This window comes from Nostoc sp. FACHB-888, from assembly GCF_014696655.1.
Classification (GTDB): Bacteria; Cyanobacteriota; Cyanobacteriia; order Cyanobacteriales; family Nostocaceae; genus Nostoc.
On the sequence record NZ_JACJQM010000026.1, the window covers coordinates 65,339 to 83,575 of the forward strand.

The following is an 18,237-nucleotide window of genomic DNA, read 5'->3' on the forward strand; positions in this document are numbered from 1 at the left end:
CCTCATCTCCCTATTCCCCATTCCCCACTATGTTTTTATATCTCTCCAAATTACTGCCACTATTTTTTTATCCACTAGGATTAGCCTGCGTGAGCTTGATAGTAGCATTAGTCACCTTGTGGAAACGACCGCGCACTGCGGCGATCGCAATTGCTTTTGCCCTAATTTTATTGCTATTTTGTAGTAATGCTTGGATTGCTAAATCATTAGTGCGATCGCTAGAATGGCAAAATCTTCCACTTGCAAAAATACCAGCAGCAGAAGCGATTGTGGTTTTAGGTGGCGCAACCAAATCAGCCTTTCCCCCCAGACCTACCGTTGATTTAAGCGAATCAGGCGATCGCGTGATTTATGCCGCACAACTATATCGCCAGAAAAGAGCGCCTATAATCATTCTCAGTGGGGGCCGGATTGATTGGCGTGGTAAAGGTTCATCAGAGTCGGCAGATATGGCAACAATACTTACATCTATTGGTATTCCATCTGAGGCAATTATCCAAGAACCTGACTCTCTGAATACTTATCAAAACGCTGTAAATGTCCGTAAAATTTTGGAATCTCGTGGCATTATTCAGGTATTATTAGTTACCTCTGCAATGCATATGCCGCGATCGCTTCAGATTTTCCAACGTCAAGGAATCAATGCCATTCCTGCACCCACCGACTTTTTGGTTAGTGAGGGTGAACTGCAAGAACTTGGTGGCACTCCCAAAGCCGCTATACTGAATTTATTACCTGATACTGACAACTTGCACCAATTTACCAGCGCTTTAAAAGAGTACATTGGTTCTTTAGTTTATCGCTTACGCGGTTGGCTCTAATAAAGTTATGAGTTATTAATTATAAAGTAGAGTAATTGCCTGAATTTAAAACTTCCCATTCAGTACAGACACGATTAATCGCGTCTCTCCTTTATTAACATTATGTCTAAAAACTTACCTTATATTATCCCATCCCCTCCACCCCAAGTTGAGGAAGCATTTGCCGCTTACCAAACAACCCATCAGTTTTACCACGAAGTTCGTTCACGGTCAGAGTTTCAGCGTTATTGTGAATGGTATTATACTACAGCAGAACAGAACCGCCAAGAGCTTAAAAGAATGCGCGGCGAACTGAATATTTTTCAGTGGTTTCGCCGCCGATAAGTGATTTAGATGACTTCTAACTCATTTTCACGTAAATGGGCTTTAAACTTTTTACTAAACTGGACTACAATCGGCAAATTAGCGCTTACGGGTCTGTCTCGCCATTGGGTGGCAATACCTACTACATCGCCTTCAGTGCCTTTGATATCAAAAGGCTGATTCCGATGTTCAGGATGATGATACACTACTACCGAATCTTTAACGCGGACGCGATCGCCAACTTTCATAACAACATTTACACCTAGCATTTGCTTTTTTCCAAGTATCTGCTACAAAATATATGATTAAATCGCTTAAAATTTGATTTAATCAGCTATTTCTTGACGCTTCACAGGGGTGCGACGGCGCATTTAACCCTCTGCGTCCAGGCACGTTTTAGCTATCCGTGCATACTTTTACAAGTTTTTGCCGCGTCAATGTCTATCGCCCTCACCCTTCGTTTTACCCCAAAACCAGGGAGACGAAAGAAAACGAACCGATATCAAATGTGCTTAGTACTTTGGCAAGAGATATAACCTTATTTATCTTCACTCTCGGATGTTCCCCAGGTCAACTCTCTCACCAATTTTCGTGCATAGTCAACTTAGAGCCAGGGCGATTTCCAGTTGCGGCTACACAAACATAGACGCTTTGCGGCTTCCCGCAGGGTAGTCTGCCTCCGCGAACTAAAGTCAAATCAAGGTTTTGTTTGTGTAGACGCGGTTTATAACCGCCCTTTTAATTTTGTGACTAACAATAGCTGAGAAACCTACGGTAGTTGTTGCTGTAAGCTATTCTCCAGTCCCCATCCTTTACTTTTCAGGCGGACATAATTGCTGTATTCTTTGAGGAAATTGCCGACACATTTGCTGGAATCCTTGAGGATTAAATTGCCACCAAGCAAATAATCCCAGACTTGTACCACCCACAAGCAACGTTAACACTCGCCCTAGGATTGGCAAACGTTTATCCCGTTTAGGTTTTCTCTTTAAGCTTGATGGAATTTCAAAGCTCAGAATTGGTTCCTCTGAAAGATCCAAATCTAGATCCAAATCTAGCAAAGCTTGGGAACTTTCTGTAAAAGAAATTGGTTCTTCTAATTCTTTTAGTTCTTCTTGTTTTTCTTGTTCTTCTTGTTGTTTTTGTATCTCTGCTTCTATAATCTCTTCAGGCAACGTCGGAGTCACAAATACTAAATATTCTGGGGAGACACGGCAATAAGTGAGAACAACCGACGTATTATCACGCCCATTCTTTTCGTTTGCTAAGTCAATCCAGTTGCGAACAGCATCTTCAACTGTCAGTTTCCCTGCTAACACAGGTATTGCATAATCCTGCCAAGATTGTTCTACCCAGTTATTATCACTTAAACCATCAGAACACAGTAGCAATATCCCATCTTCTTCTATAATGAATCGCTGAACCTTGAGACGCAAAGATTCTGAATTTCTTGTCCCCAACCCTTGAGTTAAGGCACTAGCATCTGATCTCAAGAGTGCCTTTCGATACAAGCTTTTAGCAAAACGTACTTCCCGCGTTGCTACATCATCATCTACTGTCAGTAGCTGACAATAATTGCGAGTAATCCAATAAGCACGGCTATCACCAACATTAGCCAAGTAAAGTTCATGGGTATTATTTGATTGCCATCCAGTACTTGTCTGCACTCGTTGTGGAACTTGCAACGCCATGACAATAGTTGTAGCCATGCGTTCTCTGCCTTGGCGTTTTTGCTCATTATTGCGGGCAGAAATCAGATTATTTACCACCCGCAAGCTTGCTTCTAATTGTTCCTGCAACAATTCTGGTGGTACAAGTACAGCTTGTTCTGTAACCTCCCTTAGTAAAACGCGCATTTGCAACTTTACAGACTGCACTGCCAACTTACTGGCAACCTCGCCGCCTTCATGTCCGCCAATACCATCGCAAACAATCGATAAGTGATGCGATAAAGGTTCATCTAAGTCACTCAAAGCATTAGGGTAGCAAGCATCTTCATTTTGCGCCATAATTGGGCCAATATCTGTAGAGCCTGCCACCTTCAAAACTAATGGCAATTCTGCCGCAGATGCTAGTAGTAAATTATTGAGTTGAGTAGCAATATCATCCAACTCAACCTCAGTTTCACACATCTGCTGGACTATATCCTGTAACCCCTTGGCTACTGATGGCTTTGCAGACGATACCCAAAACTGCCAACACTCCCCTAGATTTTGTAAACTCAGCTTCTTATCTGTTGGTGTTTGGTAAAGTTCCAACAGTCGCACACACCAACCTTGGACTCTCAAGTTGTCTGGCACTAGTAAACTGCGGCTAAGTCCTAATTCTGATAAAGGTTTCCAAAGTTGGAGAATTTGCCACAGCCAATAAACTTGTCGTACCGCCGTTGCTTGCTCCCATGCTTCAACAATAGTTGGATAGATATTTCCTGTCTCATCTATCGGCACATTTTCCAATAAGAGGATATCAGTTGTATCTCCCTCAAGGTTACTAACAAACCCATAAGCCTGCGGCAAACGTAACCGCTCTTGATATAATTGTAGATAAGGAATTACTTCCGTTGGCAATTCTTCAGGTACATCTGGCGACAGTCCCGGTTGAGTATCCAGCCAAATCTGGGAACTAATTACCTCATACCTATGTGCTACCTTTGTGCCTGGTGTGATTTTGGCAGACGATGAGCCAGTAGCCCAAAGATAGCGGTGAACTAAAGGAGTTTGACAAGTGGCACAAACACTATCTCCCATAGGATTAATGGGGCTATTACAGCTTGGATTTATACAATAAATTATCAGTTGAGTAGAAATCATAAAGGTATAAATTAAGAAAACAATTAACTCATTAACTTCGATTACATTTAGCTGGCAATGAATTGAAGGCTAGAATAGACTGGATTTGCGTACTGCTAGCTACACCTTGTTACTGAAATTAATCAAAATTATTGGTAAAAAGACCAAGTTTTCTTTCTGTAAATGACTTACGTCTGGCTGTATCTAATCGTAGAAATGCATTTACGTCAATGTATCTAGGAATGGCGCTATGCCAAGTTTTACCTTAATCTGGCTTCTGGCAGGAGCAGTTCTGTGTTTGATGGAACTGTTCTTACCATCGGCGTTTGTCGCCTTCATGATGGGAATTAGCGCTTTTGTGGTGGCACTGCTGTCTGGAGTGGGTTTGGGAAATGTATGGTTGCAAGTTGTGGTTTGGCTATTACTTTCCACATTATTAATTGTGCTTTCCCGTCGGTTTTTGCAACCACAACAACGCAAATCGAAAATTCAGGATGCAGTCATAGCTGAAACCTTAACAGAGATTCCGCCTGGGAAAACAGGGCGGGTGCTGTATGAAGGAAATTCCTGGCAAGCACGATGTGACGATGACAAATATACGGTAGCACCTCATCAAAGAGTTTATGTGGTTAGAAGAGAGGGTACTACTTTAATTGTGATACCAGAAAATTTATTGAGTCATTAGTCATTTGTCATTGGGGCATGGGGCATGGGGCATTGGGCAGGGATTAATAGTTCTTCCTCCCCTGCTCCTCTACTCTCACTCCCTTTCCTGTTGAGTTACATTTAATACTTAAAAAATCAGGAGATTTACAATGGAACAGTTATTTTTACTAGTATTTTTAGCCCTTGGTGGTTCTGCTGTAGCGGGGTCTGTAAAAGTCATCAATCAGGGCAATGAAGCTTTGGTGGAAAGATTGGGTAGCTATAACAAAAAGCTGGAACCAGGACTGAACTTTTTAATTCCTTTTTTGGATAAAATCGTTTATAGAGAAACCATCCGGGAAAAAGTCTTAGATATTCCTCCCCAAAAATGCATCACCCGCGACAACGTTGGTATTGAGGTGGATGCGGTATTTTATTGGCGGATTGTGGATATGGAAAAAGCCTGGTATAAGGTAGAAAATCTCCAGTCGGCAATGGTAAACATGGTGCTGACTCAAATTCGCTCCGAAATGGGGCAATTGGAGTTGGATCAAACCTTTACAGCCCGTTCCCAAATCAATGAACTTCTGTTAAGGGATTTGGACATTGCTACAGATCCTTGGGGTGTGAAAGTGACGCGGGTAGAACTGCGGGATATTATTCCTTCGCAAGCAGTGCGAGAATCGATGGAATTGCAAATGTCGGCAGAACGACGCAAACGGGCAGCAATTTTAAATTCTGAGGGTGAACGCGAAGCTGCTGTTAATAGTGCTAGAGGTAAAGCAGAGGCGCAAATATTAGATGCTGAAGCTCGTCAAAAATCGACAATTCTGCAAGCGGAAGCTGAACAAAAGGCGATCGTTCTGAAAGCTCAAGCGGAACGTCAGCAGCAGGTTTTGAAAGCGCAGGCGATCGCAGAATCAGCAGAAGTTGTTGCCCAAAAACTCCACACTAATCCCAATGCCAATAAAGCAGTAGAAGTTCTGTTTGCCTTGGGCTATCTGGATATGGGCGCGACAATTGGTAGAAGCGATAGCAGTAAGGTCTTGTTTATAGATCCGCGTACTATCCCTGCTGCTTTTGAGGGTATGCGTTCTGTTATCTCAAATGGTCAGGTTGACTCTAACGAGTTGTTTTCTAAGCAAATACCAGGATTAGAAAATAAGCGCCCTAGTTAGAACTAGAAGTGGAGAATGGAGACAAGGGGACAACTTTCTTCCTTGTCTCTTCGTTTTTTTCCAATGACAAATGACTAATGATAATTAACCCAGAACAGTTTATCAGCGCTATTACTGCGATCGCTAATCTTTTAATTAAGGAAAAAATTCAGCGCAATGAGACTGTAATTAAATTACTTCAGCAGTTTAAACTTGGCCCAGAGCATCCACCAGCAGATTTTAGTGGGGTTTATGCTTATGCACTGCTGGAGTACGGTGTTGGAAAACCCAACACTTAAACACGCCTACGCACTACTTATCTCATTCTTCTCGTGATCAAATAATCAAATTTTGATAATTTGTAAATCTATGACGTTATCTATTCGCCCAACCATAGCACTAAGTGTAGAAAATTTCTTACAACTACCAGAGACAAAACCAGCAAGCGAGTATTTTAACGGGCGAATATACCAAAAACCTATGCCACAAGGAAAACATAGCACTTTACAAATCGAATTAGCTTCTGCCATAAATCAAGTTGCAAAACCGCAAAAATTAGCTTATGCCTTTACTGAACTACGCTGCACGTTTAACGGACTTTCGATAGTACCAGATATTGCTGTGTTTGAATGGCAAAAAATTCCCCTTGATGCAAAAGGTAGAATTGCGAATAAATTTGAGATTCCCCCAGATTGGATCATTGAAATTCTCTCACCAGAGCAATCACCCAACCGAGTTATCCGCAAAATTACATTTTCTATTCAAAATGGAGCAAAGCTAGGTTGGTTACTTGATTCTGCTGATGAGTCAATCATGATTTTTGAACCCAACAAATTACCTGAATTAAAAGAACAGCAAGATATATTACCCGTTTTGAGTGTTTTAGAAAATTGGCAATTAACAGTCGCAGACGTATTTAGTTGGTTAACTTTTGTTTGAATAAAGCAACAGTAAGCTGACGCTAATGCACTTTTGAATCATTATAGAAAATAAATATTTGTAAAGGAAAGCTGATTTACCGTAGTAACAAAACCTCAACTCCTAAAATTTCAGCACTTGTTGCTAAAGCTTCATCAGTCGTTACCAATTGGATATTATTTTGAAATGCAATTGTCAAATGTAGAGCATCAAGTGTACGCAATGGTGTATCAAACCGACTAATCCACTCACGCGCTAAATTATAGTGAACTGTTTCCACTGCAATTTGAGTATAAAATCCACTATCTAAATCTGATTGAAACCTTTCTACAATAGCTGTTGCATCTTGCTGAGATATTTCTCGCATTCGGACTCGACGCGACAATGCAGAAACGAGTTCAACCTCAACCAACTGACTCAAACCTACTTCAGCTTCATTGACTAGTAATTGTTCAACTGCATCGCTTAAAGCTTCTGTCCAATACAAAGGAGCGATAACGCTAGTATCTAAATAAATCAACGACGTTCCTCTGTACGTGAATTGATGACAGTTGCACTCAATGACTCACCTTTAATTGCAAGGGAATCACGAAATTGTTTCATACTTACTAATTGTTCTTCTTTTTGTAGCGGAGGAACTAAACGAGCTACAGCTTTATCTTGCTCTAGCAAAATTACTTCTTCTCCCCTAGCTACTCGTTCCAAGAGAGATTTTAAATTCATAGCTGCTTCTTCAACGCTAATTCTCAACACTGCATTACTCCTGTAGTTAAGCTTGAAGATCAAAAAAAATTTCCTGCTTCCACGATTTATTTATAGAAATTCACATTATTAGCCTGCATAAGCAGGCTTTTTTCTGGTAGCCACGGGCTTGAGTCTGTGGAAAAATAAAGTGCAACATCACATAGAATTGGTATGATTATTGACTAATTTCACTAGCTTGATTTACCTGGCATTGGCTGCACAACCCAAAAAATTCTAAGGTGTGGTAAAAAACTTTAAACTTATGGCTGGATTCTAACTGGTGTTCTAAGTCATGCACGGGGCATTGATTAATTGGAATTGAGACACCGCATTGCAAGCAAGTAAGATGGTGTTTGTCTTGCTGCGCTAGACTGTAGAGGGCTTCACCGTTAGCCAAATTCCGCACTTGTACCATGCCTTCGAGTTTTAAGGCTTCTAGGGAACGGTAAACTGTTGCTAAACCCATGCTCTGATTAGTGTTACGTAGTTCTACGTAAATATCTTGAGCAGAAATGCCTTTTTTGATGGTTTTCAGTAGGTTGAAAATACGCTCTTGACTGCGGGTGCGTATGGCTCTCATAGACAATTATTTTAATATGCCACTGTAGTTGAAGCTGTTAGATGGGCTAATTGATCAATTAACTTTAACCGCTTCGTAATCTTATTTTCACTCAGTTGGAACAGAAAGTTATAGTATAGCGATCGCAGCATTCAGCAAAAGCCCGTGCAAACCAAGTATCTAGCCAAAATTTTCGTGACGCTTCGTCCTTCAGTCTTAGACCCTGCTGGCGTAGCTGTACAATCCGGTCTTAAGCAAATGGGATACGAGAACGTTGACCAGGTGCGGATTGGTAAGTACATTGAACTCACCATTACCTCGTCTGATGAGAAAAAAGCTCGTCAAGACCTCGATCGCATTTGTGACCAAATGCTATCAAATCCCGTGATTGAAAATTATCGCTTTGATTTGATTGAGGTCGAAACCCAAACGGGAGTATTTTAGGGATTGGGGATTGGGGATTGGTTATTAATTCTTCTTCCTCATCCTCCCCTGCTTCCCCTGCCCCCTGCTCCCATTCCCCGCTCCCCACTCCCTACTCCCTTTGATTAATCATGAAATTCGGTGTTATTGTTTTTCCCGGTTCTAATTGCGATCGCGATGTTGCTTATGTAACCAGAGACTTGCTGGGGCAACCGACTCGCATGGTTTGGCATCAAGAAACGGATATTGCTGATTTGGATGTCGTGATCATTCCTGGTGGCTTTAGCTACGGGGATTATCTGCGCTGCGGTGCGATCGCGCGTTTTTCACCCGTGATGCAGCAGGTTGTTGAACACGCCCAAAAAGGTAAGTTTGTGATCGGTATTTGCAACGGTTTTCAGGTATTAACAGAAGCTGGACTTTTGCCAGGGGTGTTGACTAGAAATCGGGATTTGCATTTTATTTGCGATCGCGTCCCTTTGAAAGTTGAGCGTACCGATCTCTCATGGACGCAAGCTTATACCACTGGTGAAATTATCACCTTGCCCATTGCCCACGGAGAGGGGCAATTCTACGCTGATAAAGCCACTCTTGCAGAAATTGAAGATAACGGGCAAGTTGTGTTTCGTTATGAAGGAGACAATCTCAACGGTTCACTGAACAACATTGCCGGGATTTGCGATCGCCAGGGCAATGTGTTGGGGATGATGCCGCACCCAGAAAGAGCCTCTGACGCAATGCTGGGGAATAGCGATGGCTTGAGGCTGTTTCAGGGCTTGCTAGAGAAGGTAGCGGCATTAGCTTAAAGCAAATATCGGGCGACTAGGTTGAGTATTTTGCGATCGCTGTCTGAAAGATAGATGAAGGTTATTCTAGAGATTGCGATCGCTCCATCACATCAAGCCAACATATAGCGGTTCTCATTTGGGTGCAGTACAGTTTTGACCTCACTTCCATTCCTCTCTCCTAAGAGGCTACGGTGTACGCACATCTCTGTACAAAACCAAAATGTTCTAGCTCCTCCTAAATCCTCCGATAAATTGGAGGACTTTAAGAGATTTTTGCCCCCCTTTTTTAAGGGGGGTTGGGGGGATCAAAAGCCTATGAGGCTCTAGAGGACTTGTGTATACACCGTAGCTTCTAAGGGGAGAGAGGCTTTGAATCTTACTCCCATTCCCTCTCTTCTCTACGAGAGGCTTCTCTTTCAGAGACGCGAACGCGAACGCCAACGAGACGCTACGCGAATGCAGGGAAGGGGTTGGGGTTAGGTCTGTATTGAACTCAAATGCAAACCGCTATAGTTATTCGTTGGATGACAACAAAAAAAACCTGTCCCTATCCTTAGTAAGGATAGGGACAGGTTTTGCTATGCAAAACCAGGGTGAGGTATCTCAGGATCTGCGCGATAAATCTTAAATGCTGCTACCAACAAGAGAACTTTTCAAACATCCTCTTGCGGTGAAGAGAGACAAGTATAGCTTTTGCAGAGTTTCTCCGGATTTAGTAAGTAATCAGACGGATATGATATAAGCGCTAACTTAATATCCTGCCCTTTGGCCCTCTACTAGACTTAATTGCCTACATTTACGTAAATATACTATTTTAAATTAATATATTTTGCGTATAAATTACTGTTGTATTTTCGTAAATAGTTTTACAGAAGGAAGATTTTGATGGATAAAATACATAAAATTATCAAAGGTAGTAATACTTATCGATTTATTAGTATTAACTATACTTCCTGGAGCTTAAGAACAATCTGGATAGCTTTTCTTCTGCTGTTGACAGCTACTTCTAGCAACTCGGCAGTTGCTGCAAATAATGGTGTTTCAAAAAACCAAGAATTTCAGTTAAGTGAATCTCAAAACCTGAAAGTATCTTCTATAGTATCTAAACTTAATTCACAGCAAAATATTAGCTTGCGGCAAAGGTTTCCAGCATTTAAAAAACGGAATACCGTTGCTCAATTAGAGACTGTAAAGATTCGTGATCGTTTTACTACTAACGTTAAGTCTGTAATATTTAGTAATTCTTTCCCTGTAAACAATTTTTTGCTTAAATCTCAAGAAAACTTAAAAGCCAATGGTAATTTAGAAAAACAGTTATTTGCTTCTAAAATTATTAGTGCTGATTTGCATTTAAAAGAGCAGACTAATGAATTGAAGCAAAAGCAACCTCAACTTTTTGTACAAACAGACTCTTCAGAAATTTTAGGTGATACTTTTGGTGAGACTAATAAATTACGCCAAGAACTTTTGATTGATCCCATCGTGAGGTTAGGTAAATCACCAAAAGCTGCCCCTGGTTCAAGCGCGGGTACTCCTTCTGCCTATGGTGCAAGTTTTGGTCAAGCCTATATTGGTGGTGGTTTACTTTTCCCTTTAGATGACGATAGAGATAGGGTAGATGGTTCTTTGTCTGTTGGTTTTGGTTTAGGAGATGCGGCTAAATCTGTAGGGTTGGAAGTTAATGCCAATATTACTAGTGTAGGCGGTGGTGACAGTTTTGATTTTGGTGATAGTGGCGGTGTAGGTTTTAAGCTACACAGATATTTAGGTGATGGTACAGCTGTAGCTGTGGGTTGGTCAAATCCTATTAAATGGGGAGATGTTACGAATGCTAAAGATACTATCTATGGAGTAGTTACTAAGTCATTTGCCCTGCAACCAGATAATGCTAATAACAAGTTACCCTTGACTTTTTCGGTAGGTCTTGGTAGTGGTGTTTTTCGTTCTAAAGGTGCAATAGAAGCAGATGATAATTCTGTTAATATTTTTACTAGTTTAGGTTTGAGAGTGATACCTCAAGTATCCTTAGTAAGTAGCTGGACAGGAAATCGTCTTAATATGGGTGCGTCTTTTGCTCCTTTCGATAACACCCCGATAGTGATCAATACTATTTTCACAGATGTTACTAGTAATTTGGATACTGGCTTAGGTTTTGCATTGAGTGCAGGATATAGTTTTCGTTTCTAACTGCTGAGATATATTGAAATTTAATCAACAAGAAAAACAATGAAAAAACAATCATTTTTCCTCACTTTTGCTATAGCATTCACTTTTTTTACTTATCTAGTGAGTGCGCCGATGAAAGTAAATGCTGGTGGTGCTGGCATCACAGGCGGTAGCGAAGATTCGTCTTCCTCATCTGGAGATAACTTTAACCCAGGAAATACACAGCCACCTGTTGAACCTGCACCTGGGGTAAATGTGGAATTTAGTGGTAATGGTGGTCTGAGCGTATCAACAGAAGTTCAAAATACTTTAAATGTAATTATCACTAATTTAGTAGGTCAAAATCCAGAGCCAAATAGCCCATCTGCTGCCATTATAGCTATTTTGCAGGGCGGTTTAAATGCCGAAGACTCAATGAAATTGCTACAGCGTTCTCTAGAAAATTTAGGAGTCTCAAAATCATCAGTGCAAAAATTAGTCAGTAGTTTAGTTAGTATAACCGGGAAGCAATCAGCCTCTGCATCAGGTGTTCCTGTTGGCATTAAAAATTTAGTAGCAAATTCAGCAATAGCTCAGAATGAAACATCTTTGAATGTGGATGTTAATCAGTTAAATATTGCTATTAATGCTTACAACCAAATTGTGATGGAAAGTAGTCCTGAAGTTCTGCAAAAACTGTCAAAAGATCCACAATTTTTAGAAATTGGTAAGCTGCTTAAGCAATTAAGGACTGCCATGAATAAAAATTAAAGCTTAGACCTGATTAGACTAAAGTTATTAGTGGTGCAATTTATAATCCTCTGGTTAAATTCAGAGGATTCTTATTTAAAAATATGTATATTGACTATCAAATCAATAACGTTTTATCTGCTCGTGCGCGTCTAGGAGAGGGGCTAGTGTAGGACTACTGTACAAATGCATTGTGATGTGAATTAACGAGCTTGAGGAAGTTTTCAGGATTTTCTTAATTATCCTGCGATGCCTACGGCGGTAAACTACGTAAATAGACCATGCTGTGCCCTTACGAAAGATATGGTTTTCAACTTAATCCATATTTTATATTTTTTGTCAATGCGTAAGTTCTAAATAAGTGCGATCGCCAAGGGCGTTTTTGGTTTGGTTCGATGTGTCTGGGTAAAACGCAGGGTAGCCTATACCGTTACGATCCTGATGGCTCTTTGCACTTGATCAAAACAGGATTAGCAATTTCTAATGGATTAGGCTGGAGTTCTGCTCAAAAGACATTTGACTTAACTGATTCCCCAACGCAGAAAATTTATGCTTACAACTTTGATTCGGGTTAGGGATCGGGATGTAAAATACAATCATGATAATCACAGGAAAATCCTCTTCCCTGCTATCTGCTGCCTTGTGTTTTATCCTAACCAACTATAAATATTTACCTTGGCCTACTAACTATGAAAACAGTACCAATACAGCTACCCGAAACTGTATTTTCATCTCTCCGTAAGAATCCAGAAGAATTTGTTCAAGAAATGCGAATTGCAGCCGCAGTTAAATGGTATGAATTAGGCGAAATATCTCAAAGTAAAGCAGCAGAAATTGCTGGAATATCTCGTGCAGAGTTTATTAATAGCCTGTCTCGTTATCGAGTTGATTTTATGCAGTATACTGCTGAAGACTTAGCAGAGGAACTGATGAATGTCGAGCAATGAAGCCATCATAAACTCTTCACCTTTAATTGTCCTTTTTAAAAGTAATCAAGCAGAATTACTGCCAAAGCTGTTTACAAAAATAATAGTCCCTGAAGGTGTTTTTGTAGAAGTTACAATGGCAGGAGAAGATGATGCTGCATCAAGACAATTACCCAGAGTTTCTTGGATACAACGAATAGAGGTTAGTAGCATTGCTCCTGAAGTTGCAGCTTGGGACTTAGGAAGTGGGGAATCGCAAGTTTTAAGTCTAGCTTTAAAAACTTCAGATTGTGCAGCTGTTGTTGATGATAGAGCAGCACGGCGTTGTGGCCAAGCATTGAGTATTACTACTATTGGTACAGGAGGTTTATTAGTACTAGCAAAACGACGCGGAATTATTTCTAGTATATTACCGAACATTCAAGCTTTACGTGATGCAGGTTTATGGTTATCTGATACTGTGGTGACTTTGCTTAAACAGCAGGCTGGGGAATGAGTATTATTATGCTTTTTCTTAAATTGTCTAAGTTTTATGTACTAGGATAAAACGCAAGCTGAGATTGATATGCTTAGTTTTAACGTAGGATAAAATATTAGCAGACTGGAGATTTTTCGTTTCATCATAACGATGACAACAGCAACCTCTTTGACTCTCGAAGAATTTCTCAAACTGCCGGAAACTAAGCCAGCCAGTGAATTTATAAATGGTTGTGTTTCCCAAAAACCTATGCCTCAAGGTAAACATTCGCGCTTGCAACTGAAGTTTTGTGATGTAGTCAATAATGTTGCAGAAACAGCAAAAATTGCCCTAGCCTTCCCAGAATTGCGTTGCACTTTTGCTGGACGTTCGATTGTTCCAGACGCTAGCGTGTTTCTTTGGCAGCGAATTCCTTTTGATGCAGATGGTGAAGTACCCAATGCTTTTAAAATTTATCCTGATTGGACAGTAGAAATTCTTTCACCCGACCAGAAAGCTACTAAAGTTATTAGTAATATTTTGCACTGTCTCAAACATGGTGCTAAGTTGGGATGGTTAATTGACCTTGAAGACCGAATAATTTTGCTATTTATTCCTGGACGAGAACCTGTGGAGTTGACTGGTAACGATACTCTTCCGATTCCAGAATTTTTAACACTGGGTTTGACCGTCGAGCAGGTTTTTGGCTGGTTGAAAATAGGCTGATTTTTATTTTCGCTTGGGTTTGGAAATTAAAAGTTATTTGAGGTGCAATTCGTTATCCTCTGGTTAAAGCTAGAGGATTGTTGTTTTCAGAATCACGATTATATGAAATGAAACGCAAGCTGAAATTGGTAAGGTGGGTTTTAACGTAGGCGTAGCCCGCCGAAGGCATCGCACTTTTATTAAGTAGTATCATTCCTGTGAGGATTGCGATCGCTTTTCATCAAACCCCAGTACCACAGGCTATTTTTGTGTTGGGGGGTGCTTCTGAGCGGATGAGGTTTGCGGGGCAATTTTGGCAGTCTCACCAGAATTTAGATATTTGGGTTTCTGATTTTGCTTGGAATTTAGACACTAATCGCCGGATATTTTTACAGTATGGTGTTCCTGATGCAAAGTTGCATTTGGATGGTAGAGCAACCGATACTGTGACAAATTTCACGACTTTAGCAAAAGATTTTGCTAATCAGAGGTTGCAGCATATTTATTTGATTACCGAAAATTTGGGTCTAAAGCCCCGTCGTTCTACGACGGCTTTCTCATGCTTATTGCTCATAGTTATGGTATAATTACGCTAGGTATAACAGCGTAACCATGCTTGTATTTGAGGCAAAACTTAAGGGTAGTAACGAACAGTACGGAAAGCTTGATGAAGCAATTCGGACTGCTCGTTTTATCCGCAATTCTTGTCTTCGCTACTGGATGGATAACGAAGGAATTGGAAAATATGAATTGAGTGCTTATTGCGCTGTTTTGGCTAAAGACTTTCCCTTTGCTAATAACCTCAACTCGATGGCTCGTCAAGCCTCTGCTGAGAGGGCTTGGACTGCAATCACTCGGTTTTATGACAACTGCAAGAAGAATGTAACCAAGAAGGGTTTCCCACGCTTTAAGAAGCATCAAACACATGGTTCTGTAGAGTATAAAACTACAGGTTATAAGCTTTCGGAAGATAGGCAAACTATCACATTCACCGATGGTTTTAAAGCAGGAAGCTTTCGGTTGTGGGGAACCCGTGATTTGCATTTCTACCAGTTGAATCAGATCAAACGAGTTCGGGTTGTTCGTCGTGCTGACGGGTACTATGCCCAATTCTGTCTTGATGTTGAACGAGTTGAGAATCGATTTCCAACGGGTAAAACCATTGGGCTGGATGTTGGTTTGTCCCATTTCTACACCGATTCCGATGGGCAGACCGTTGAGAATCCCCGACACCTGCGTAAAAGCGAGAAGTCTTTGAAACGGTTGCAACGCCGAATGTCCTCCACTAAAAAGGGTTCTAAGAATAGAATCAAGCGTCGGAATCGCTTGAGCAGAAAACACCTCAAAGTAAGTAGGCAGCGTAAAGATTTTGCTGTGAAGTTGGCAAGATGCGTTATCCAGTCTAACGACTTGGTTGCTTATGAGGATTTGATGGTGCGGAACATGGTTAAAAACAGAAAGCTGTCTAAGTCTATTTCTGATGCGGCATGGTCGGCTTTTCGTGATTGGTTGGAGTATTTCGGCAAAATCTTTGGTGTGGTAACTGTTTCTGTTCCACCCCACTACACTAGCCAGAATTGCTCTAACTGCGGGGAAGTCGTCAAAAAGTCTTTGAGTACAAGAACTCATAAATGTCACCATTGTGGGTTTGTACTGGATAGAGACTGGAACGCTGCTCGGAACATACTTGAACTTGGACTACGTACCGTGGGGCACACGGGAACGCTTAACGCCTCTGGAGACATCGACCTCTGCATTGGTGGGGAAACCCCTCAATGTAAGCCGAGTCGTGGAAAGAGGAAACCCAAGAAGTGATTCTTGGAATCCCCGACCGTTTACGGCGGGGAGGATGTCAAGTCGGATTATCACATGAGGCGTGCAAGTGCGATCGCAACTATTGTTTTGGGTAGCCAGGAGATTGTGGTTACATCTGTGGCAGTAGCTTCTCAAAATCAGCCATCAGAATCATTGATGCGAGTGTTGCGAGATTGCGATCGTTTTTGTGGTTTTTAACTGGGCGAGCTGGAGCTAGTTTGAATCCACGTTTAAAATAATTACTTCTTGGTAAGCATAGTCTTCAAATAAAATTTGTTGATATTCCTCTAAAGCACGCTGAAATGTATATCTGCTTTTATAAAGTTGACGCGCCTTTTCACCCATTACCTTAACTCTTTGCTTGTCATTAGCTAATTCACTAATTAACTTGGCAAGGTGTTGAGGATTATTCGGAGGGGTATTAATACCGCAACCAGCAGTTGTTAAAAGCTTGTCAATGTATGAGTTTGGCGCAGAGATAGCAATAATTCCCCTTCCTGCCGCTAACATACCGTAGAGTTTAGAAGGAGCAACTATTGATTCTGCCCCAGGTATAAGGCTAACTAGTGAAAGATCACAAGCGGTAAGAGATAAAGGCAGTAGTTCTCTAGGTTGGTAAGGTAATAAAAGTATATTTGTTAGTTTATGAGTGTGGATTGCTTGTTCAACTAATTCAGTTTTCGCTCCAGCACCAATAAAGACAAATTGAATAGGAGTGTCTTTCAGTATTTTAGCTGCTTCGGTGATACTTTCAATATCATGCAGTCTACCCAAATTGCCGGAGTATAAAACTGTGAAAACTTTGTCAATATTATACTCTTGAGCAAAATTATTTGCTTGTTTATTACAGTTAATAATATCTTCTACTGCCCAATTCTCAATTACTTTGATTTTTGGTTTTAATTCAGGATATTTATTCCCCAATAAACACTGCATAGAAGTGCTGAGAACAATAATATTGTCAGCATATTTGTAAGTTAAATAAATTAATTTAGTACAAAAAATAAATAAAAAGCTATTTTGCTTAAAAAGACCAGATATTACAGCAGATTCTGGGAAAATATCTTGGAGTAAAAAATGGTATTCCCCCCCACGAATGACTTTAAAAATAGTACCTAAAATCCCAGCATATGGTGGATTAGAAACGATTAGAACCGACGTAGTGCGAGGTAGTAAAAATATCACATATTTCAAAGCGCCTAAAAGAAAAAATATTGAACTAATAATTTTACTTAGAATACTAGTGCTGGCTGCAATAGGAGAGAAGGCACGGTTGATTATGGCTTGATTTGAGAATTCAGGAGTAGTGTTTTTTGCCTGAGTACCCGTAAATATATTTACCTGATAGCCTTTTTGAGAAAGCCCTTTGGCTAAATCGGTCATTAGTTGGGCGGTAGCAGCATGGCTAGGGTAGAAATATTGAGTGATTATTGTAATTTGTTCCATGTATTTATTGTGGAATCATCAAAGGGCTAATCCAGATTTTTTACGTCTCAGTTCTATGATTTTGACTACTGTCATAAATTCATACATGGCATAGAGTAGACAGAAAATAAGAGCCGTTATTCCTTCTAAAAAACCTAATCTTAGAAAATACATTTGGATAAATCTGATAAAGGGGCGCAGAAACCAAAGTTTAGCCGCCAATAATCTAAGTTTTAGTTTACGCTCAGTCCCTAAAGCAGATGCTTTGCCTGTTTCCAGAAATTCCACAACATTTTGGGCATCCCAAGAAGAATAACGATCATGCCGTTCTAACCAATCTCCAAATCCTTTAGAATTGGCATAATGATCGTAAGGAATATTAATTCTGCCAACTTTAGCATTTGAAGCAAAGCCTTCCCAAACACCACCTGTAAAAGTAACTTCTCCTAGTTTAAGTAAACGGGCATGCCAATTAGGATATCCTTGTGTAAGCTTGAGCCATTTACCCCAAAACAGATAACGAGCAGGCAGTTCATAAGCATTGTATTGTTGATTGCTGGCAGAACATACACACTGAATTTCTGTTGCTAAATTAGGTGGAATAATTTCGTCAGCATCCAAGAAAAACACCCATTCACTCTTTAATTGACAAGTTTCTAAAGCCCAATTGCGTTGTTCAGAAATTTTGAATGGTGGAGGTTGAATGTTAGTAAAAACTTTTATTCCTAATGATTCTGCTAACTGTATTGTTCCATCAGTACTACCTGAGTCTACAACAATAATTTCTTGACACCACCGTAAAGAGCCTATACATTGTTTTAGGTTGTAAACTTCATTCTTTGTCAGAATAATTGCTGAGATCGTCAT

At 40.4% G+C, this 18,237-nt stretch carries 23 protein-coding genes and 1 pseudogene; 17 read left to right on the plus strand and 7 right to left on the minus strand.

Going from position 1 to position 18,237, the window contains the following annotated elements; all coding sequences use genetic code 11:
• Positions 1-29: 29 nt before the first annotated feature.
• Together H6G26_RS17805 and H6G26_RS17810 are read left to right on the plus strand one after the other, a co-directional pair.
• Entirely contained in the window at positions 30-821 is a 792-nt protein-coding gene (locus tag H6G26_RS17805) for a YdcF family protein (protein WP_190730512.1), read from the plus strand.
• 102 nt (positions 822-923) lie between these two features.
• A complete protein-coding gene (locus H6G26_RS17810) occupies positions 924-1,145 on the plus strand; it encodes a hypothetical protein (RefSeq protein ID WP_190730513.1) in 222 nt (73 codons plus the stop codon).
• A 5-nt stretch (positions 1,146-1,150) separates the two neighbouring features.
• Here H6G26_RS17810 and H6G26_RS17815 read toward each other — a convergent pair whose 3' ends face one another.
• Both H6G26_RS17815 and H6G26_RS17820 read right to left on the minus strand, forming a co-directional pair.
• Positions 1,151-1,393, minus strand: a complete 243-nt coding sequence (locus tag H6G26_RS17815) for a ferredoxin-thioredoxin reductase variable chain (protein ID WP_118165770.1) — start codon at positions 1,391-1,393, stop codon at positions 1,151-1,153.
• Between the two features lie 543 nt (positions 1,394-1,936).
• On the minus strand, positions 1,937-3,934 hold the full coding sequence (locus H6G26_RS17820) for a protein phosphatase 2C domain-containing protein (RefSeq protein WP_190730514.1): 1,998 nt from the start codon (positions 3,932-3,934) through the stop codon (positions 1,937-1,939).
• A 229-nt stretch (positions 3,935-4,163) separates the two neighbouring features.
• Between H6G26_RS17820 and H6G26_RS17825 the strand changes: the two genes are divergently transcribed.
• The 4 genes from H6G26_RS17825 (at position 4,164) to H6G26_RS17840 (ending at position 6,654) form a co-directional block, all read left to right on the plus strand.
• The gene (locus H6G26_RS17825) at positions 4,164-4,598 is read left to right on the plus strand and encodes an NfeD family protein (RefSeq protein ID WP_190730515.1); all 435 of its coding nucleotides are present in this window, start codon (positions 4,164-4,166) and stop codon (positions 4,596-4,598) included.
• Between the two features lie 130 nt (positions 4,599-4,728).
• Positions 4,729-5,736, plus strand: coding sequence for an SPFH domain-containing protein (locus H6G26_RS17830; RefSeq protein ID WP_190730516.1), 1,008 nt, complete (start codon positions 4,729-4,731; stop codon positions 5,734-5,736).
• 77 nt (positions 5,737-5,813) lie between these two features.
• The gene (locus tag H6G26_RS17835) at positions 5,814-6,014 is read left to right on the plus strand and encodes a hypothetical protein (RefSeq protein ID WP_190730517.1); all 201 of its coding nucleotides are present in this window, start codon (positions 5,814-5,816) and stop codon (positions 6,012-6,014) included.
• A 70-nt stretch (positions 6,015-6,084) separates the two neighbouring features.
• Positions 6,085-6,654: a Uma2 family endonuclease gene (locus H6G26_RS17840; RefSeq protein WP_190730518.1), complete on the plus strand. Its 570-nt coding sequence runs from the start codon at positions 6,085-6,087 to the stop codon at positions 6,652-6,654.
• Positions 6,655-6,730: 76 nt separating this feature from the next.
• On the opposite strand, the gene H6G26_RS17845 is transcribed toward H6G26_RS17840, so the two are convergent.
• The 3 genes from H6G26_RS17845 to H6G26_RS17855 form a co-directional block, all read right to left on the minus strand.
• Entirely contained in the window at positions 6,731-7,153 is a 423-nt protein-coding gene (locus H6G26_RS17845; RefSeq protein ID WP_190730519.1) for a type II toxin-antitoxin system VapC family toxin, read from the minus strand.
• Complete coding sequence (locus H6G26_RS17850; protein WP_190730520.1) at positions 7,150-7,386, minus strand: type II toxin-antitoxin system Phd/YefM family antitoxin; 237 nt, start codon at positions 7,384-7,386, stop codon at positions 7,150-7,152. Before H6G26_RS17850 ends, H6G26_RS17845 begins: the two co-directional genes overlap by 4 nt.
• A gap of 166 nt (positions 7,387-7,552) precedes the next feature.
• Positions 7,553-7,957, minus strand: a complete 405-nt coding sequence (locus H6G26_RS17855; RefSeq protein ID WP_190730521.1) for a Fur family transcriptional regulator — start codon at positions 7,955-7,957, stop codon at positions 7,553-7,555.
• A 144-nt stretch (positions 7,958-8,101) separates the two neighbouring features.
• Here H6G26_RS17855 and purS point away from each other — a divergent pair, with 144 nt between their 5' ends.
• The 11 genes and pseudogenes from purS (at position 8,102) to H6G26_RS17910 (ending at position 16,143) form a co-directional block, all read left to right on the plus strand.
• Positions 8,102-8,380 carry a phosphoribosylformylglycinamidine synthase subunit PurS gene (gene purS, locus H6G26_RS17860; protein ID WP_190730522.1) on the plus strand — a complete coding sequence of 93 codons (279 nt, stop codon included), beginning with the start codon at positions 8,102-8,104 and terminating at the stop codon, positions 8,378-8,380.
• 110 nt (positions 8,381-8,490) lie between these two features.
• Entirely contained in the window at positions 8,491-9,165 is a 675-nt protein-coding gene (gene purQ / locus H6G26_RS17865; RefSeq protein ID WP_190730523.1) for a phosphoribosylformylglycinamidine synthase subunit PurQ, read from the plus strand.
• Positions 9,166-10,032: 867 nt separating this feature from the next.
• Positions 10,033-11,334: a hypothetical protein gene (locus H6G26_RS17870; RefSeq protein WP_190730524.1), complete on the plus strand. Its 1,302-nt coding sequence runs from the start codon at positions 10,033-10,035 to the stop codon at positions 11,332-11,334.
• A 39-nt stretch (positions 11,335-11,373) separates the two neighbouring features.
• Positions 11,374-12,063 (plus strand): hypothetical protein, encoded by a 690-nt coding sequence (locus H6G26_RS17875; protein ID WP_242053780.1) that lies wholly within the window; start codon positions 11,374-11,376, stop codon positions 12,061-12,063.
• A 350-nt stretch (positions 12,064-12,413) separates the two neighbouring features.
• Positions 12,414-12,617: pseudogene (locus H6G26_RS17880) on the plus strand (SMP-30/gluconolactonase/LRE family protein); the annotation flags it as partial.
• Positions 12,618-12,731: 114 nt separating this feature from the next.
• Positions 12,732-12,989, plus strand: coding sequence for a UPF0175 family protein (locus tag H6G26_RS17885; protein WP_190730525.1), 258 nt, complete (start codon positions 12,732-12,734; stop codon positions 12,987-12,989).
• The gene (locus H6G26_RS17890) at positions 12,976-13,464 is read left to right on the plus strand and encodes a DUF3368 domain-containing protein (RefSeq protein ID WP_190730526.1); all 489 of its coding nucleotides are present in this window, start codon (positions 12,976-12,978) and stop codon (positions 13,462-13,464) included. Before H6G26_RS17885 ends, H6G26_RS17890 begins: the two co-directional genes overlap by 14 nt.
• A gap of 132 nt (positions 13,465-13,596) precedes the next feature.
• A complete protein-coding gene (locus H6G26_RS17895) occupies positions 13,597-14,151 on the plus strand; it encodes a Uma2 family endonuclease (RefSeq protein WP_190730527.1) in 555 nt (184 codons plus the stop codon).
• Between the two features lie 197 nt (positions 14,152-14,348).
• The gene (locus tag H6G26_RS42670; protein ID WP_347242474.1) at positions 14,349-14,717 is read left to right on the plus strand and encodes an ElyC/SanA/YdcF family protein; all 369 of its coding nucleotides are present in this window, start codon (positions 14,349-14,351) and stop codon (positions 14,715-14,717) included.
• Between the two features lie 25 nt (positions 14,718-14,742).
• Positions 14,743-15,945 carry an RNA-guided endonuclease TnpB family protein gene (locus tag H6G26_RS17905; protein ID WP_190730528.1) on the plus strand — a complete coding sequence of 401 codons (1,203 nt, stop codon included), beginning with the start codon at positions 14,743-14,745 and terminating at the stop codon, positions 15,943-15,945.
• Positions 15,946-15,948: 3 nt separating this feature from the next.
• Positions 15,949-16,143, plus strand: a complete 195-nt coding sequence (locus tag H6G26_RS17910) for a hypothetical protein (protein WP_190730529.1) — start codon at positions 15,949-15,951, stop codon at positions 16,141-16,143.
• Positions 16,144-16,158: 15 nt separating this feature from the next.
• Here H6G26_RS17910 and H6G26_RS17915 read toward each other — a convergent pair whose 3' ends face one another.
• Together H6G26_RS17915 and H6G26_RS17920 are read right to left on the minus strand one after the other, a co-directional pair.
• Positions 16,159-17,391, minus strand: a complete 1,233-nt coding sequence (locus tag H6G26_RS17915) for a glycosyltransferase family 4 protein (RefSeq protein WP_190730530.1) — start codon at positions 17,389-17,391, stop codon at positions 16,159-16,161.
• A gap of 18 nt (positions 17,392-17,409) precedes the next feature.
• Positions 17,410-18,237: a glycosyltransferase family 2 protein gene (locus H6G26_RS17920; protein ID WP_190730531.1), complete on the minus strand. Its 828-nt coding sequence runs from the start codon at positions 18,235-18,237 to the stop codon at positions 17,410-17,412.

Bases quoted from the DNA above. Each gene is read 5' to 3' on its own strand.
- H6G26_RS17835 (WP_190730517.1), top strand. From the start codon at position 5,814: ATGATAATTAACCCAGAACAGTTTATCAGCGCTATTACTGCGATCGCT.
- H6G26_RS17805 (WP_190730512.1), top strand. From the start codon at position 30: ATGTTTTTATATCTCTCCAAATTACTGCCACTATTTTTTTATCCACTA.
- H6G26_RS17815 (WP_118165770.1), bottom strand. From the start codon at position 1,393: ATGCTAGGTGTAAATGTTGTTATGAAAGTTGGCGATCGCGTCCGCGTT.
- H6G26_RS17890 (WP_190730526.1), top strand. From the start codon at position 12,976: ATGTCGAGCAATGAAGCCATCATAAACTCTTCACCTTTAATTGTCCTT.
- H6G26_RS17905 (WP_190730528.1), top strand. From the start codon at position 14,743: ATGCTTGTATTTGAGGCAAAACTTAAGGGTAGTAACGAACAGTACGGA.
- H6G26_RS17870 (WP_190730524.1), top strand. From the start codon at position 10,033: ATGGATAAAATACATAAAATTATCAAAGGTAGTAATACTTATCGATTT.
- H6G26_RS17920 (WP_190730531.1), bottom strand. From the start codon at position 18,237: ATGACGATCTCAGCAATTATTCTGACAAAGAATGAAGTTTACAACCTA.
- H6G26_RS17895 (WP_190730527.1), top strand. From the start codon at position 13,597: ATGACAACAGCAACCTCTTTGACTCTCGAAGAATTTCTCAAACTGCCG.
- H6G26_RS17840 (WP_190730518.1), top strand. From the start codon at position 6,085: ATGACGTTATCTATTCGCCCAACCATAGCACTAAGTGTAGAAAATTTC.
- H6G26_RS17885 (WP_190730525.1), top strand. From the start codon at position 12,732: ATGAAAACAGTACCAATACAGCTACCCGAAACTGTATTTTCATCTCTC.
- purQ (WP_190730523.1), top strand. From the start codon at position 8,491: ATGAAATTCGGTGTTATTGTTTTTCCCGGTTCTAATTGCGATCGCGAT.
- H6G26_RS17825 (WP_190730515.1), top strand. From the start codon at position 4,164: ATGCCAAGTTTTACCTTAATCTGGCTTCTGGCAGGAGCAGTTCTGTGT.
- H6G26_RS17915 (WP_190730530.1), bottom strand. From the start codon at position 17,391: ATGGAACAAATTACAATAATCACTCAATATTTCTACCCTAGCCATGCT.
- H6G26_RS17875 (WP_242053780.1), top strand. From the start codon at position 11,374: ATGAAAAAACAATCATTTTTCCTCACTTTTGCTATAGCATTCACTTTT.
- H6G26_RS17830 (WP_190730516.1), top strand. From the start codon at position 4,729: ATGGAACAGTTATTTTTACTAGTATTTTTAGCCCTTGGTGGTTCTGCT.
- H6G26_RS17855 (WP_190730521.1), bottom strand. From the start codon at position 7,957: ATGAGAGCCATACGCACCCGCAGTCAAGAGCGTATTTTCAACCTACTG.
- H6G26_RS17820 (WP_190730514.1), bottom strand. From the start codon at position 3,934: ATGATTTCTACTCAACTGATAATTTATTGTATAAATCCAAGCTGTAAT.
- H6G26_RS17810 (WP_190730513.1), top strand. From the start codon at position 924: ATGTCTAAAAACTTACCTTATATTATCCCATCCCCTCCACCCCAAGTT.